The 16,058-nt window shown below is 69.1% G+C and carries 14 protein-coding genes; 9 read left to right on the forward strand and 5 right to left on the reverse strand.

The window, feature by feature from the left end; genetic code table 11:
* Positions 1–68: 68 nt before the first annotated feature.
* Complete coding sequence (locus BUQ68_RS21120; RefSeq protein WP_245293340.1) at positions 69–1,574, reverse strand: phospholipase D-like domain-containing protein; 1,506 nt, start codon at positions 1,572–1,574, stop codon at positions 69–71.
* A gap of 509 nt (positions 1,575–2,083) precedes the next feature.
* On the opposite strand from BUQ68_RS21120, the gene BUQ68_RS21125 reads away from it, so the two are divergent.
* The 6 genes from BUQ68_RS21125 to BUQ68_RS21150 all read left to right on the forward strand — a co-directional run bounded on the left by BUQ68_RS21125 (position 2,084) and on the right by BUQ68_RS21150 (position 7,624).
* The gene (locus BUQ68_RS21125; protein WP_075218016.1) at positions 2,084–2,932 is read left to right on the forward strand and encodes a transporter substrate-binding domain-containing protein; all 849 of its coding nucleotides are present in this window, start codon (positions 2,084–2,086) and stop codon (positions 2,930–2,932) included.
* 165 nt (positions 2,933–3,097) lie between these two features.
* Positions 3,098–3,952, forward strand: a complete 855-nt coding sequence (locus BUQ68_RS21130; protein ID WP_245293341.1) for a transporter substrate-binding domain-containing protein — start codon at positions 3,098–3,100, stop codon at positions 3,950–3,952.
* 190 nt (positions 3,953–4,142) lie between these two features.
* Complete coding sequence (locus BUQ68_RS21135; protein ID WP_075218017.1) at positions 4,143–5,447, forward strand: NtaA/DmoA family FMN-dependent monooxygenase; 1,305 nt, start codon at positions 4,143–4,145, stop codon at positions 5,445–5,447.
* Positions 5,448–5,547: 100 nt separating this feature from the next.
* Positions 5,548–6,195: a glutathione S-transferase family protein gene (locus BUQ68_RS21140; protein ID WP_075218018.1), complete on the forward strand. Its 648-nt coding sequence runs from the start codon at positions 5,548–5,550 to the stop codon at positions 6,193–6,195.
* 93 nt (positions 6,196–6,288) lie between these two features.
* Positions 6,289–6,846: a sigma-70 family RNA polymerase sigma factor gene (locus BUQ68_RS21145; RefSeq protein WP_075218019.1), complete on the forward strand. Its 558-nt coding sequence runs from the start codon at positions 6,289–6,291 to the stop codon at positions 6,844–6,846.
* Positions 6,839–7,624 carry an anti-sigma factor family protein gene (locus BUQ68_RS21150; protein WP_075218020.1) on the forward strand — a complete coding sequence of 262 codons (786 nt, stop codon included), beginning with the start codon at positions 6,839–6,841 and terminating at the stop codon, positions 7,622–7,624. The genes BUQ68_RS21145 and BUQ68_RS21150 overlap by 8 nt, the downstream gene beginning before the upstream one ends.
* A 123-nt stretch (positions 7,625–7,747) precedes the next feature.
* Here the strand turns inward: BUQ68_RS21150 and BUQ68_RS21155 are convergent, their stop codons facing one another.
* The 4 genes from BUQ68_RS21155 to BUQ68_RS21170 all read right to left on the reverse strand — a co-directional run bounded on the left by BUQ68_RS21155 (position 7,748) and on the right by BUQ68_RS21170 (position 11,671).
* The gene (locus BUQ68_RS21155; RefSeq protein WP_075218021.1) at positions 7,748–8,839 is read right to left on the reverse strand and encodes a type 2 periplasmic-binding domain-containing protein; all 1,092 of its coding nucleotides are present in this window, start codon (positions 8,837–8,839) and stop codon (positions 7,748–7,750) included.
* A 180-nt stretch (positions 8,840–9,019) separates the two neighbouring features.
* On the reverse strand, positions 9,020–10,357 hold the full coding sequence (locus BUQ68_RS21160) for a TRAP transporter large permease (RefSeq protein ID WP_075218022.1): 1,338 nt from the start codon (positions 10,355–10,357) through the stop codon (positions 9,020–9,022).
* Entirely contained in the window at positions 10,354–10,884 is a 531-nt protein-coding gene (locus BUQ68_RS21165) for a TRAP transporter small permease subunit (RefSeq protein ID WP_075218023.1), read from the reverse strand. Before BUQ68_RS21165 ends, BUQ68_RS21160 begins: the two co-directional genes overlap by 4 nt.
* A 28-nt stretch (positions 10,885–10,912) precedes the next feature.
* Complete coding sequence (locus BUQ68_RS21170; RefSeq protein WP_075218024.1) at positions 10,913–11,671, reverse strand: DeoR/GlpR family DNA-binding transcription regulator; 759 nt, start codon at positions 11,669–11,671, stop codon at positions 10,913–10,915.
* Positions 11,672–11,855: 184 nt separating this feature from the next.
* On the opposite strand from BUQ68_RS21170, the gene BUQ68_RS21175 reads away from it, so the two are divergent.
* Genes BUQ68_RS21175 through BUQ68_RS21185 form a run of 3 tightly spaced genes read left to right on the forward strand, consistent with a single transcriptional unit; the run spans position 11,856 to position 15,942 of the window.
* Positions 11,856–13,262, forward strand: a complete 1,407-nt coding sequence (locus BUQ68_RS21175; RefSeq protein ID WP_075218025.1) for an NAD(P)/FAD-dependent oxidoreductase — start codon at positions 11,856–11,858, stop codon at positions 13,260–13,262.
* On the forward strand, positions 13,255–14,514 hold the full coding sequence (locus BUQ68_RS21180) for an NAD(P)/FAD-dependent oxidoreductase (RefSeq protein WP_245293342.1): 1,260 nt from the start codon (positions 13,255–13,257) through the stop codon (positions 14,512–14,514). The genes BUQ68_RS21175 and BUQ68_RS21180 overlap by 8 nt, the downstream gene beginning before the upstream one ends.
* Positions 14,515–15,942, forward strand: a complete 1,428-nt coding sequence (locus tag BUQ68_RS21185) for an FGGY family carbohydrate kinase (RefSeq protein WP_075218027.1) — start codon at positions 14,515–14,517, stop codon at positions 15,940–15,942.
* Positions 15,943–16,058 lie beyond the last annotated feature (116 nt).

Below are 16,058 nucleotides of genomic sequence, written 5' to 3' on the forward strand. Positions count from 1 at the left end.
AGAAAACGACACGAATGTGGGAAGACAAGTAGGAACAAGGGGTTGGGGGCCGACAGGATAGGGGGCCGTCAGTCCCGGTCGGACGCGCGGCCCTTTCGGCGCACGTTCGGCAGGCGGAAGCGGCTCAGCCGGCGGCTGAGGGCGCCGGGCCGGGCGCTTTCCGGATCGAGCGTCATGCTGTCTGCCAGTTCGCTCTGGATCGGGCCGCAGTCCGGCGCCTCGAAAGGCCGGAGGCTCCGATCCGGACCGCGCAGCGCCTCGATGGCGCCGATCAGCGAGCCGCCCGCCGCCGCCATGGCGGCGTCCACCGCCTCCGGTTCGACGGCGAGATGCTCGCCGAGAAGGTCGGCTCTCAGACCCCGGATCACCGCCCGCACCGCCGCGCCACCCGCCTCCAGGGCGAGGTCGCATTCGGTGTCGTAGCCCAAAGAACGGTTGTTGAGATTGGACGAGCCCACCCTCAGCAGCCGGTCGTCGGCGATGAGCACCTTAGCGTGCACGTAGACGGCCGTGCCTTTCCAGGCCACCGGATAGTAGATGCGGAAGCGGCCGTCGCGATCGGCCTTGCCGAGCCGGTCGAGCAGAATCGCTCGCGCGCCACCCATCACCGTCTCCTCCAACCAGCCGTCGGCGGTGAGCGGGTTGACCACCACGATCTCCGGTCCGCCGGCCTCGGCCAGCCGTTCGGCGATCGCTTCGGCGATCACGCGGGAGGCGAAATACTGGCTTTCCATGTAGAGCGTTCGCCGGGCCGCCCCGATGGCGTCGAGGTAGAGCCGCTCGATCTCGCGCACCTCCGCCTGGCCGCCGTGCGCCGGCACGGTGCGGGCGACGGCCACGGGCACGTCGCGCACCATGACCGGAAGACGATCCGGCCAGAGCGGCGGCACCGGCGGCGGCGGATCCAGGGTCTCGCCGGTGGCGCGGTGCCAACGCTCACGCGCCACGTCGCCGAGGGCTGCCGCCGCGGGCCCCGACACGGCCGTCGTCACGTCATGCCACGGACCGTAGAGCCGGCGCGTGGTCGGCCGGGTCCGGCGCGGGTCGAGGTCCAGGTGTTCGCGGGTGTCCCACCGGTCGGCCGTGATGTCGATGCCACCGCAGAAGGCGAGCGCGTCGTCGATCACAACGATCTTCTGGTGGTGCGCCGACCCGCGCGGATGAGCGCCGTCGAGGCGCAGCTTCACATTGCGATGGGTGAGCCAGTCGAGGACGAAGAGCGGCGTCGATCCGCGGCCGAGCGCGAAGAGGACGCCGACGTCCCACTTTAAAAGCCGGATGGTGACGGCGGGACGGTTTTCGGCCACCCACTCCAGGAACGCGCCCAGCACCTTCGGGGCTCCGTCGTCCGCCCTGTGATCGAGACTGACCCGGGTGTCGAAGTCCCAGCCGATCAGGTAGACCGTGTGGCGCGCCGCCAGGATTGCCTGGCGCACGACCGCGAAATAGTCGGCGGCATCGATGATGACCGTCATGCGGTCGGCCTGCTCGATGCGCCAGCAGTTCCGTCCCGGCTCCAGAATGGAAGGGGCATCGGCCGGGTCCATTGCGAAAGTGTGAAACTCGGCGGTCATGATCGTTCGGTCCCCGGCCGGTCGAGAAGGCGGACGCGCGGCGGCTCGCCTGGCGGTGGCGGACGGCCGGATTCGGCCAGAACGCCGGCCGCGCACCTGCCCGAGGCGAGGGGCCACCCGTGTCGCTGCGGCTTGAACCGGTGGCGACCGTCAGGAGTTCCCGACCGTCTTGCCGGCGCACCGGGCGCGGCTGCCACTTCCGGAGGCGGCGGAACCGGGTTCTCCACCGGTGTTTTGCCGGTGAATTAGCCATCCCGCACGCTCGCGCGTCAGTTCTCGTTCGCTCTCCAGAGATGCGGAATTCGGCTCTGCCTTATATCGAGACGCGATCATCCTTTGTAGCTTAGGTTTGTTGGCCCTTGGTCGCGCCGACACATCTGCTTTCAACCGGGCATCGGTGAGCCGATCAGCCGGACCCTGGCCGCGTTCTTTGACGCGGAGGGCAGATCTGCGCCGCAATTACTGTTCAATCCGACCTCGAATACGATTCATCCTCAGGAGGGCATGGAATGATCTCTACCTCGTTTGCGCGGCTCGTCGGACGCGCGGCGGCGCTGGCCGGCATCGGTCTGGTCGCCTTGTCCGTTACCGCCACGCCGGGCCGGTCCGAGACGCTGAAGCTCGGCAACGAAGGCATCTATCCGCCCTTCAGCATGGTGGCGGCGGACGGCACCCTCTCGGGCTTCGAGCCGGACCTCGCCCGCGAGATGTGCGTGCGCATGAAGGTGGAATGCGAGTTCGTGGTGATGGACTTCAAGGCCCTCATCCCGTCGCTGCTCCAGGGCAAGTTCGACGTGCTCGTCTCGCAGCTGAACCCGACGCCCGAGCGTCAGGCCAAACTGCTCCTCAGCATGCCGATGCTCTACAACCCGTCGACCTTCGTGGTGAAGAAGGACACCGACTATACCTTCACCAAGGAAGGCATGACGGGCAAGAACCTGAAGATGGGTCTCGTGCGCGGCGGATTCGCGACCAAATACCTGGCGGATCGCTACGGCGACGCGTTCGAATACGTCTTCTACGACAACCCGGACCAGATCCGGATGGATCTTCTGGCCGGCCGCATCGACATGACCTTCGAGGCCAAGATCAACTCCACGATCGAACTGATCCAGAAGCCCGAAGGCAAGGACTGGAAGCTTGCCGGTGGCGAGCACTGGTCCGGCGACCCGGCCATCCCGCTGGAGAAGCGCGGCAACACCTGGGCCGTGCGCAAGGATGCCGGTCCGCTGATGGACCGCATCAACGCAACCCTCGTCAGCATGATAGAGGACTGCACCTATACCAAGCTGCGCAAGAAGTATTTCGACATCACGCTGTTGGCCAAGGATGCCGAATGCGAGGCGAAGACCAACTGATCGCAGACGCGCGACGGCCGAGCCGAACAGAGGCGCCGGCCGCTCAGGCCGTCGCCCCCCGTGAAGAGCGGACACATCCGAGCCCGACGGGTCACGCGGGACGCTCCGCCGCCGCGCCGCGAGGCATACCCCCCACTCCCCTGACGATATGAAGGACATCCAAGCATGATGGGACTTCCGCATGCCTTCCGCGCGGCCGTCGGTCGTGCAGGCCGCCTTGCGCTCGCCGTCGGTCTCCTGGCCGTCGCCGGCCCAGCCGCCGCCGAGACGCTGAAGCTCCGCCTCGGCAACGAGGGCGTCTATCCGCCCTTCAGCATGGTCGATTCCGGCGGCAATCTCACCGGCGTGGAGCCGGATCTTGCCCGCGAGGTCTGCAAGCGCCTTCAGGCGGAATGCGAATTCGTCGTCATGGACTTCAAGGCGCTCATCCCGTCGCTGGTCCAGGGCAAGTTCGACGTGCTCATCAGCCAGGTCGTCCCGACCCCCGAGCGCAAGCAGAAGATGGATTTCACCCGCCGGATCTTCTACAACCCCACCGTCTTCGTGGTTCCGACCGACATGGACTTCCAGTTCGACAAGGAATTCCTGAAGGGCAAGGGCGTCAAGCTCGGCATCCAGCGCGGCTCGTCCGGCATCAAGTACCTGGAGGACCGGCTCGGCGATTCGATCGAGTATGTCTTCTACGACAACCCGGAACAGTCGCGGCTCGATCTTCTGGCAGGCCGGATCAACGCCATGTTCGAGGCGAAGATCAACTCAACGCTCAACCTGCTGCAGAAGCCCGAGGGCAAGGGATACAAGCACGCCGGCGGTGAGCACTGGGTCGGCGACCCGAACGTGCCGGAGATCGAGCGCGGCCTCTCCTGGGGTCTTGCCCTGAACAAGCCGGAGCTGAAGGAGAAGCTCAACCTGGTGCTCACCGAGATCGTCGCGGACTGCACCTACACCAAGATCCGCAAGGCCTACCTGCCGATCACGACCCTGCCCGAGGACGTGGACTGCGAGGCGAAAACCAACTGATGCGGCGGCGGACGGGGCAGGCCCCCCGTCCGCCCTGCCCCTCGGCAGACGCGGATGCGTGCCGCCGCCCAAGAAAATCGTCCGCTCGCCGACGCCTCGTTCCAGGAGCGCGCCCATCATGCGCGCCGGCGACCGAACCGCTTCCCTTTCCCGCCCGACACCTGTTCTCATCCCGTACCGGAGCCTTCTCATGCCCAAGCCCTTCCACCTGGGTTGGTTCGTCAACTTCGCCGCCGATGAATGGAACGCGCCGTTCGCCCACGGCGGCTATCCGTGGGACGGCCAGTTCTATGTGGACATGGCGAAGGCGATGGAGCGGGCCTGCTTCGACTACATCATGCTGGAAGACACGCTGATGATCTCGGAGGTCTACGGTGGCACCAACGGCGCCTACCTCCGCAACGCCATCCAGGGGCCGAAGGGCGACCCGTCGCCGATGGCCACGCTCATCGCCTCGCAGACCACCAAGCTTGGCGTGGTTGCCACCCTCTCCACAATGGCCTATCCGCCCTTCATGCTGGCGCGGCTCTGCTCGACCATCGACAGCATCGCCAAGGGCCGGTTCGGCTGGAATATCGTGACGAGCGGCGAGGAACTGGCGGCGCAGAACTTCGGCCTCGACCACCTGCCCGAGCGGCAGGACCGCTATGCCATGGCAGACGAGTACGTCGCGCTCTGCAAGGCGCTCTGGGCGAGCTGGGACAAGGACGCGGTGATCCGCGACCGGGAGACCGGCGCCTATGTGGACGCCACCAAGGTGCGGCCGGTCCATTTCGAGGGCAAGTACTTCAAGAGCCGCGGCCCGCTCAACTGCGTGCCCTCGCCGCAGCACCGGCCGGCCTTCGTGCAGGCCGGCGGCTCGCCGCGCGGGCGTCAGTTCGCCGCCGAAACGGCCGACTCCATCATCGCGCCGTCGAGCGGCGTCGCCGGCATCAAGGCCTACCGGGACGACGTGCGCGCCCGGGCGGCGGCCGCGGGCCGGGATCCGGACGAGATCAAGGTGCTGTTCGTGGTCGCCCCCATCCTCGGCGAGACCGACGAGGAGGCCTTCGCCAAATTCGAGCGCATCCGCAACTCGCCACACTATATCGAGCGGGCGCTCGCCGGCATCTCGGCCATCACGGACATCGACTTCTCCAAGTTCGACCTCGACAAGGAGCTGCCGCACCTCACCACCAACGGCGAGCAGGGCTCCCTCGACGCCTTCGCCCGCTGGGGCAGCGGCAAGACCCTGCGGGAACTGGTGATGGACCAGGTCTCGCGCGGCATCGACGGGCTGGTCGGCACCCCGGAAAGGGTTGCGGACCGGCTGCAGGAGGTCATGGAGGAAGTGGGAGGCGACGGTTATCTGATCACCCGGCCCTACACCACGCACATCAATCGGCGCTACATCAACGAGATCTGCGAAGGTCTGGTGCCGATCCTGCAGAAGCGCGGCTTGACCCGGACCGAATACACCAAGTCCACGCTCCGGGAGACGCTGCGGGAGTTCTGATCGAGGCCGTCGCGGGCGCCGACAAGGGTCGGCGTCCGCGGTGGAACACCAAAAGCAGCGCGCGGGGCGGGCCGACACAGGACCCGCGGGAGACATCGCCATGCTCACGCTCTGGGGCCGCACCGACAGCTTCAACGTGCAGAAGGTGCGCTGGCTCCTGGAGGAACTCGCCCTGCCTCACGAAACCGTACCGGCCGGCGGCGCCTTCGGGCGGCTGGACGAGCCGGCCTTCCGGGCGCTCAATCCGCACGGCAAGGTACCGGTGCTGGTGGACGGCGCAAGGGCCGTGTGGGAGAGCCACGCGATCCTGCGCTATCTGGCGGCCCGCTACGGCGGACCGGCTTTCTGGCCGGCGGACCCTGCCGCGCGGGCGGCCGCGGACGGGTGGATGGACTGGGCGCAGACCGCCCTGCAGCCGGCCTTCCTGGACGGCGTGTTCTGGGGGCACTACCGCACCCCGCCGGCGGACCGGGACACGGCCGCCGTCGCCCGGGCGCTGGCCCGTACCGCCGATCTTTTCGCGCGTCTCGACCGCGCGCTCGCCGATCGTCCCTTCCTCCTTGGAGAGCACCTGACGCTTGCCGACATTCCGGCCGGAACAGCGCTGTTTCGATGGTTTTCCATCGACATCCCCCGGCCCGACCACCGCCATGTGCGCCGCTGGTACGACCGTTTGCAGCAGCGCCCCGCCTACAGGGAAGCCGTCATGGTGCCGTTCGACCACATGGAAGGACAGCTGCCGGCCTGAGGCGGCGCCATCCAATCCGCGCGGCCCTCGCCCCTCACCCTGCCGAAAATGCAAATCTTGGAATAAGATGACGCGGGGTGGAGTAGACGAGTCATGTTGGGTTCCTCGACCATCGATCCGGTTCCGCATCTCGACGCGCTCTGGCGCTACGCCCGGGTTCTGACGCGGAACGACGCGGACGCGGACGACCTCCTCCAGGAGACGCTTGCCCGCGCGCTCGCCATGCAGCATGCCTACGACCCCGCCCGGCCGCTTGCCGCGTGGCTGATGCGGATCGTGCGGAACACCTTCCTGACCGGCGTCAGCCGTCGGACGAGCGAGGCACGGCGCGACGCCGCCCTCGGTGTTTCCCTCGACCGGGCCTGTCCGCCCTGCCAGGTCGACCACGTGGAGCTCCGCCAGGTGTCCGAGGCCGTCGACGGGCTGCCGGCCGAACAGGCCGAGATCCTGCACCTCGTCTGTGTGCTCGGCTATTCCTACCGGGATGCGGCGGACCTCCTGGACGTGCCGGTCGGCACCGTCATGTCGCGCCTCAGCCGGGCCCGGGCCGGGCTCCGCGCGCTCGTGGCGCGCGAGCCCGTGGACGGCAGCCGGTCGACGCCCGCCCGGTCGGCGTCCCGCCTCAAACTCGTGGGAGGCCGCGATGCGTAACGGCGGCCCCGTCAGCGACCAGGAGATCGACGCCTTTCTCGACGGGGAACTCACCCCGGAGCGGCGGCTGCAGGTGCAACAGGCGATCGCCGCCGATCCCGACCTTGCCATGCGGGTGATGGTGGACATGCACCTCGCCGAGGCTCTTCGCCTTCGTCAGCCGGCCCGGCAACATCCGGCGCAGACGGTGGCGCGGGCCGAGCGGCTTCGCCGCGCGATCGCTAGGCGGCAGTGGATGAAGCCGATCGGGCGTGCCGCCATGGCGGCGTCGCTGCTCGCCGTGGGATGGGTCGCCAACACCCTGTCCCTGCCCTACCGGACCGATGACCGACACGCCGATCTCGCCTTCGCGTTGATGGCCCGCGAGACCGTGGCGGTTGCCGAACGGGACGAGCGCCTGCAGTCCGGCCCGGAGCCGATCGACGAGAAGATCCGTCGCCTGGGCCACACCGCCGAGGTGGACCTGCCGGACCTCCCGGGCGACTGGGTGGTCAAGGACGTGCGCCTGGAGCCGATCGATGGCCGGCGCGGAGTGGTCGTCGCGGCGGACTCCGCGGCCGGCCCGGTGTCGCTGGTCGCCGCCCAGATGACCGGCGATGACGACGTGCCGCCGACCGCGGTGGACGATCCGCACGCGCCAGCGGTTTTCTGGCAGGAGGGCGACACGGGCTACGCGCTGGTCGGCAAGGGCGTCTCCTCCGGCCTGTTGCGGTCGGTGGCCGCCACCCTGACCGTCGCCAGCCGACGGCCGGGCACTTATGCCCGCATCCGGGGGTAAGGACCGACCGCGCCGCGCCGGACGCCATCGCCCGTGTATGGAACATCGGAAATCCGATCGGCGGCAAAGGAAACGGGCGCCAATCGTGGCGCCCGCCCAAGAGTACGGATCCTGCCCGGGCGATCAGCGGTAGGGGTAGCCCGCCTTCTCCATCACCGAGGCGTACTTCTTGAACGCGTCCACCACCTTGCCGGCCCGCGGGCTGGACGAGGCGATCTCGTCGTAGAAGCTCTCGGAGTCCTTCAGGACCTGCTGCCACTCCGCCTCGGGCAGTTGGGTCAGCTCCATCTTCTGGCCTTCCACGCGCAGCTTCGCCTCGCCGCCCCAGTACCAGATGTTCCGGTAGTAGTGCGACTGGTCGATGGTGATGCGGAACAGCTCCTGCAGGTGCGGCGGCACCTTGGCCCAGCTTTCCGTGTTGGCGAAATAGCTGCCGAACCAGGCACCGGTGACCGAGTTGTTGAGCGCGTACTTGCACACATCCGCCCAGCCCACTTCGTAGGCCTCGGTGAAGCCGCACCAGGCGACGCCGTCGAGCTCGCCGGTCTGCATGGCGACTTCCACGTTGTCCCACGGGATGGTCACCGGCACGAGGCCGTAGCGCGACAGGAAGCGGCCGGCCGTCGGCACGCCGAACACGCGCAGGCCGTTCATGTCGGCGAGGCTGCGGATCGGCTTGTCGACGGTGAAGATGTGGAGGGGATCCCAGGCGCCGGTCGAAAGCCAGGTGACGTTGTCCACCTCCGCATAGGCCTCCTCCCAGATCTCCTTCAGGCCGTAGTACTGGAAGAGGGACGCTACATCGAGGCTGTAGCGGGTGGCGAACGGGAAGTAGCCGCCGAACACCGAGATGTCGACCGGCGAAGCCATGGTGGCCTCGTCGGACTGCACCGCGTCGATGGTGCCGCTCTGGAGGGCGCGGAACAGGTCGGCGGTCGGAACCAGCTGGTCGGCGTAGTAGAGCTCGATCTCCATCTCCCCGTTCGCGGCCTTGTTGAAGGCCTCGATCTGCGGCTTGATCACGTGGGCGCCGAGCGGGGCACCGGAATAGGTCTGCAGGCGCCACTTGATCGGCGCGCTCTGTGCCTTCACGTAGGGCGCCGCCAGGGTGGAGCCGGCGAGAACGCCGGCGCCAAGCCCGGCCTTGCCGAGGAAGCTGCGGCGCGTCGCCAGGATGGCTTCGGACGGATCCTTGATCGTCTTGCTGTCAGTCATGTCTGTCCCCTCTTTCGTGTTGCCGGACCGGTCATGCGTCCGGGCGGCGCCCGTCTTCCGCGGGTCGCCCGGTGGCGCGCCTGGGGGCGGGGCCCCCTGTCCGGAACGGCGCGCCCGGATCAGAACAGGACGGCGAGGACGCCGCCCCGGGGAGCTGGCGGCACGCGAAACCGCGCGCCGTCAGCCTTTGACGTTCATCTGCTCGGGCAGCCACAGGGCGAGCTGCGGGAACATCATCACGAGCGCGATCGTCAGCACCATGATGGCGGCGAACGGCCAGATCGACCGGTAGATGTCGATCAGCGTCACCTCCTTCGGCGCCAGCGAGCGCATCAGGAAGAGATTGTAGCCGAACGGCGGGGTGATGTAGGCGATCTGGCAGGTGATCGTGTAAAGCACGCCGAACCAGATCAGCTGGTTGTCGAAGCCGAGGTCCAGCATCTTGACGAGCGGCACGTAGAGCGGCGCCACGATCACCAGCATGGCGGTGTCGTCGAGGAACATGCCCATGATGATGAAGCTCAGCTGCATCATGATGATGATGGTCCAGGGCGACAGGTCCCAGGTCTGGATGAAGAGGCTCTCGATCGCCCGGACGGCGCCAAGCCCGTCGAACACCGCCCCGAAGGCGAGCGCCGCCAGGATCAGCCAGAGGAACATGCACGAGACCGCCAGCGTCTTCATGGAGGTGTCGCGGATCAGCGTCCAGGTGAAGCGCCCTTTCAGGATCGCCGCCAGGGTGGCGCAGGTGGCGCCGACGGCGGAACTCTCCACCAGGCTGGTGAAGCCGAACACGAAAAGCCCAGTCATGAAGAAGAAGATGGCGAACGGGATGATGCCGGCCCGTGCGAGCGCCAGCTTCTCCCGGAACGGCATGTTCAGCTCCGCCTCGTCGACCACGGGCGCGAGCTTCGGGTTCATGCGCGCGCGGATGATGATGTAGACGATGAAGAGCGCCGCCATGATGAGCCCGGGCACGAGGCCGGCGAACCACAGCTTGGAGACCGGCTGGCGGGCGATCATGCCGTAGAGCACCATCACCACCGACGGCGGGATCAGGATGCCGAGCGACGATCCGCCCTGGATGACGCCGGAGATCAACACCTTGTCGTAGCCGCGGCGGAGCATCTCCGGCAGCGCGATGGTGGCGCCGATCGCCATGCCGGCGACCGAGAGGCCGTTCATCGCCGAGATGATCACCATCAGGAAGATGGTGCCGATCGCCAGCCCGCCGCGCACCCGGCCGAACCAGACGTGCAGCATCTTGTAGAGGTCCTCGGCGATGCCGGACTCCGACAGGATGTAGCCCATGTAGATGAACATCGGCAGGGTCAGCAGCGCGTACCAGTTGAACAGCTTGAACACCTGGTTGAACGGCAGCTCGATGGCGCCCGGCCCGTAGAGGAGAAGCGCCGCTCCGGAGGCGACGAAGCCGATCGCCGCGAACACCCGCTGCCCGGTGGAGAGCAGGAGCACCATGGAGGCGAACATCAGGAGCGCGATCATCTCGTAGCTCATCGCGTCCCCTCCGCGGTCTCGGTGCCGCCGTCGCGGAGCGCCGCGACGTGCTTGAACACCAGCGCGATCGCCTGGAGCATCATCAGCACGAGGCAGGCCGTCATGAGCGCCTTGATGGGGATGACAGACGGGTTCCAGATCGAGAAGCGCCGCTCGCCGGTGGCGATGGCGTATTGCAGGCTGGAGATCGACCCGGCAAGGAGAACGCCGAGATAGAACAGGAGGCAGCCGACGGTGGCGAGGTCCATCTTGGTCTGGCCGCGCGGCGAGAGCGTGCCGTACAACAGATCCATGCGCACATGCTCGTTGTTCTTCAGCGTCATCGCCCCGCCCATGAAATAGTAGGCGGCGAGCGTGAACTGGGTGAACTCGATCGCCCAGTGCACCGGCATCTCGATCACGTTGCGCGTGAAGGCGTCGAACATCAGCACGCCACCCATCACGAAGATCAGGGCGGCGGCCATGTAGCCCACGATGTCGGACAGTCCGTCGATGGTGCGGACATAGCCGCCGATCAATCCCTTCATCCAATCCCCCGGTCGATGCTCGGTCGCCTCAGCAGCACACGTCGACGCCGAGGTCGACCAGCGCCTCGCGCGTTTCCTTATGAAGAGTCTGGTCGCTGACCAGCTGGTCGATCTCGCCGGACGCGCACACCGAAAAGGCCGCCCGCCGCCCGATCTTGGTGTGGTCGGCAAGCACCGTGAGGCTGCGCGCGTTGGCGATCATCGCCCGCGCCACCTGCGCCTCCTCGAAGCTGGCGTCCATGGCGCCGATCTCCGGCAGCACGGCCGCGACCGTGATCACCGCCCGGTCCGCCTGGAAGGCGCCGATCTGCCCGATGGTCATCGGTCCGGTGGTTTCGGCGTTGTCGCCCTGATAGCGCCCGCCGAGAAGATAGATGGCCGCGTCGGACCCGGCCTGGGTCAGCCGGTCGGCGAACCGGCAGGAGTTGGTGATCACCGTCAGGTTCGGAATGGCGGCGAGGTGGTCGGCGGCGGCGAGCGTGGTCGACCCGGTGTCGACGAAGAGCGTCTCGCCCGGCTCGATCAGGTCGGCCAGCCGGCGGCCGATGCGCGCCTTGGCGGTCGCCTCGCTGCCGAGCCGCTCGGTGAAGCTGCCCTCCACCATCAGCCGCGGGCGGCGCGCGCCGCCATGCACCTTCTGCACCCGGCCGCTCTCCACCAGTTGGGCGAGATCGCGCCGGATCGTCTCGGCCGACACGTCGAAGCGCAGCGCCAGACCCTCCACGGAGACTTCCCCCTCCTGGCGGATCAGTTCGGCTATCTTCAGCTGCCTCTCGTGCGGCTTCATGGCCCGTCACTTGCTCCCAGCGCACGCCTTCGCCCGTTCATCAATCCGCCGTCTTCGGCCGCATGCGACGCGCACCGTCCACCCATGCCCTCGCCGAAGGCATGCCTTTCAGGTGTGCAGCTTGACACACCTGACCGAGCAGTCAATAGATGACCGAAACAACATTTTTGATGTGGATCCGCGCATGCACCAGGAGCCTGGACGAGGCGAGGCGGACGTGGTCCACGACGTCGCCGTGGTCGGCGCCGGCGTTGTCGGCTGCGCACTCGCCCGGCAGTTCACGCTCGACGGCGCGTCCGTCGTGGTGCTGGAAAAGGCGGCCGACGTGCTCGACGGCGCCTCCAAGGCCAACAGCGCCATCCTGCACACCGGCTTCGACGCGCCGACCGGCTCCTTGGAACTCGCCTGCATCCAGGAGGGCCATCGGCTCTATCTGGAGATCCGCGAAAGCCTGAACCTGCCGGTGATCCGCTGCGGCGCCCTGGTGCTCGCCTGGACGGACGCGGAGGCGGAAACGCTGCCGATCCTGATGGCGCAAGGGGCGGCGAACGGCGTCGACGACCTGGAACCGCTCGACCGGGCGCGCCTCCTTGCCCTGGAGCCGAACCTCTCCCCCGCCGTCCGCGCCGGCTTCCGCGTCCCCGGCGAGGCGCTGATCGACCCGTGGTCGGCCGCGCACGGCTATCTCCTGCAGGCGCTCGTCAACGGCGCCCGGCTCAAGCGCAACGCCGAAGTGCTCGGCGGCCGACGGCAGGACGGCGTCTGGCGCTTGGAGACCCGGGCAGGGGTGGTGTCGGCCCGGCTGGTGATCAACGCGGCCGGCCTTCATGGCGACACGGTGGATCGCCGGCTCACCGGCGAGAGCTGGTTCACGATCCGGCCCCGGAAGGGCCAGTTCGTCGTCTACGACAAGACCGCGGCCGCGCTCGCCGATCACATCCTGCTCCCCGTTCCGACCAAGGTCACGAAAGGCATCGTGGTCTGCCGCACCGCCTATGGCAACCTCCTCGTCGGTCCGACCGCCGAGGAGCAGGAGGACCGCGACCACGCCCTCCTCGACCGCGACACCCTCCAGGCCCTCGTCAGCCGGGCCGAGGCCATCCTCCCGGCGCTCGCCCACGAGGAGGTGACCGCGGTCTACGCGGGCCTTCGCCCCGCCACGGAGGAGAAGGACTATCGGATCCGCGCCGACCTCGCCCCCGGCTACATCTGCGTCGGCGGCATCCGCTCCACCGGCCTCAGCGCCGCCCTCGGCATCGCCGCCCAAGTGGCGGGTCTCGCCGGCCTTTCCTCCGCGCCCCTCGCCGACCCGGTGTGGCCGCGCATGCCGGCGCTGTCCGACGAAAACGCCCGGGACTGGGGCCAGCCCGGCAACGGCGGCATCGTCTGCCATTGCGAGCGGGTGACCCGCCGGGAAATCGAGGCGGCTCTGGAAGGCCCGATGGCGGCCGGCTCCATGGGCGGCCTGAAGCGGCGTACCCGCGTCACCATGGGCCGCTGCCAGGGCTTCTACTGCTCCGCCGACCTTGCCCGGATCACCGCCGGCCGGCTCACCGAACCCATGCTGGTCGGAGACCGCCGCGATGATTGACACCCTTACGCCTTCGATCGACCCGACGATGGAGACCGCCGACGTGGTGGTCGTCGGCGCCGGCCCGGCCGGCCTTGCCGCCGCCACCGCCCTTCGCCAAGGCGGCGCCGGCCGCGTGGTCGTGCTGGAGCGCGAGGGCGAGGCCGGCGGCATCCCGCGCCATTGCGGGCACTACCCGTTCGGCATGCGCGAATTCCACCGGCTGCTCCGCGGCCCGGACTACGCGGCCCGACTGGTGCGCCGGGCGGAGGCCGCCGGCGTGGAGATCCGCCGGCGCGTCACCGTGACGGCGCTCCATCCCGGCGGACGCCTGTCGCTCGCCACGCCGGACGGGCGCGGGGCGATCATTGGGCGGGCGGTGGTGCTTGCCACCGGCGTGCGCGAGACGAGCCGCGCCGCCCGGCTGATCGGCGGCGAGAAGCCCGGCGGCGTTCTGCCGACCGGCGCCCTGCAGGGCCTCGTTTATCTTGAGGGGCGCGCGCCCTTTCGCCGGCCGGCCATCCTCGGGTCCGAGCTCGTCGCCTTCTCCGCGCTCCTCACCTGCCGCCACGCCGGCATCAAGCCGGTGGCGATGATCGAGCCCGGGCCACGGCCGGTCGCGCTCGCCCCGGCGGTCCTCCTCGCCCGTGCCATGGGCGTGCCCTTTCTCGCCGGCACCCGGCTCGACCAGATCCTCGGCCGCGACCGGGTGGAGCGGCTGGTGCTCACCGACGCCGCCGGCCGTCGGGAGATCGAGGCGGACGGGGTGATCGTCTCGGGGGGCTTCCGGCCGGAGGCGACGCTCCTGAAGGAAAGCCACCTGGCGCTCGACCCCGGCTCCGGCGGTCCGGTGATCGATGTCTTCGGCCGCCTGTCCGACCCGGTCTATTTCGCCGCCGGCAATCTCCTGAGACCGGTGGAGACGGCTGGCTGGTGCTGGGCGGAGGGCGTCCGCGTCGCCGCGGCGGTGGCAGCCGCCCTCGCCGGCCGCCTTTCTCAGCCAGCGGCCGGCCGCCGTCTCGTCACCGAAAGCCCCGCCATCCGCTTCGCCCTGCCGCAGAGGCTCGGCCCCGCCGCGCCCGGCGACGGCGGCGCCCGCCATCTGCAGGTGCGTCTGGCGCGCCCAGCCAGCGGCCGCCTCGTGCTCACCGACGGCGACAAGGTGCTGGCGAGCCGGCGCCTCCGCAGCCGGCCGGAGCGGCGCATCCTCCTCCGCCTGCCGGCCGACCTCGCCGGCGGCAGTGACCTCCGCCTGACCCTCCTGGAGGACTGAATGCGGATCCTTGCCATCGACCAGGGCACCACCAGCACCCGCGCGCTCACCATGGGTGCGGACGGCCGGCTGACGCCGCTCGTGCAGATCGAACACCGACAGCATTACCCGGCCCCCGGCCACGTGGAGCACGACGCCCTTGAGCTTCTCGCCAACGTGGCGCGCTGCCTTGAGGCCGGCGCGGGCGCGGATGTGGTGGGCCTTGCAAACCAGGGGGAGAGTTGCCTCGCCTGGGACGCGGACGACGGCATGCCGGTCGGTCCGGTCATCGTCTGGCAGGACGACCGCACCGCCGGCGAGACCGCGGCACTCGCCGCCGAAGGCATCGGCCCGGAGGTGATGGCGCGCGCCGGCCTGCCGCTCGACCCTTACTTCTCCGCCTCCAAGCTCGGCTGGATCCTGCGCGCCAACCCACGCGCGCGGGCGCTCGCCGACCGGGGCCGGCTCCGGCTCGGCACCACCGACGCCTACTTCCGCGACCGCCTGACCGGCCGGTTCGAGACCGACGTCGCCACCGCGTCGCGCACCTCGCTGATGAATCTGGCGACCGGCGCCTGGGACCCGGAGCTCTGCCGAATATTCGGCGTGCCGATCGACGCGCTGCCGGCGATCGGCCCCACGTCCGGCCGGCTCGGCGATCTTGCCGGCGGCCTTGCGCTCGGCGCGAGCATCGTCGACCAGCAGGCCGCCCTTTACGGGCACGGCTGCCGCGGGCCGGGGGAGGCGAAGATCACCTTCGGCACGGGGGCTTTCGTCCAGTGCGTCACCGGCGCGCTTTGCCGACCGGAAAAGCCCGGCCCGCTGCCGACGGTCGCCTGGCGCCGGGACGGCGAGCCGATGACCTATGCCCTGGACGGCGGCGTCTACGCGGCGGCGGCGGCGGTCAATTGGGCGCGGGACCTCGGCCTTTTCGCCGACACGGCCGAGATCGACCGGTTTGAGACCGCGCCCGCGATCGACCGGGGCATCGCCTTCGTGCCGGCGCTCGCAGGCCTCGGCTGTCCCCACTGGAGCCGCACCGCGCGCGGCAGCTGGCTCGGCCTTGCCCTTGCCGACGGCGCTGCGGACCTGATGCAGGCACTCCTGGAAGGCATCGCGCTTCGCACCGCCGAGGTGCTGCGGTCGATGGCGGCCGAACAGCCGTTCGAAGGCCCGCTCTCCGTCGACGGCGGCCTCTCCCGCAATCCCTACTTCACCGGCTTCCTGGCCGCCATGGCCGAGCGGCCCGTGACGGTCTCCGACGAGCCGGAACTGACGGCCGCCGGCCTCGCCCAGATGGCCGGCGAGGCGGCGGGCCTTGCCGTGGAGGCTCGGCGCGAAGGAACGGTCGTCGAACCGGCAGCCGGATCCGCGGCCGGCGTGCGCGCACGCCGCTTCGCCGCCGCAGTCCGGGCGGTGGAGGCCTTCGCGGCCGAAACGGCGGTCTGATCGGGGCGGCCGAGGCGCCGGGCAGCCACCGGCGCGACCGCAGCCCATGCCGCCGGTCCATACCCTCATCCATTGTGTCGACCATCACAGACCGTGCCGCCGCCCGGTGGCAAACC

The organism is Mongoliimonas terrestris, from assembly GCF_001927285.1.
Classification (GTDB): domain Bacteria; phylum Pseudomonadota; class Alphaproteobacteria; order Rhizobiales; family Pleomorphomonadaceae; genus Chthonobacter; species Chthonobacter terrestris.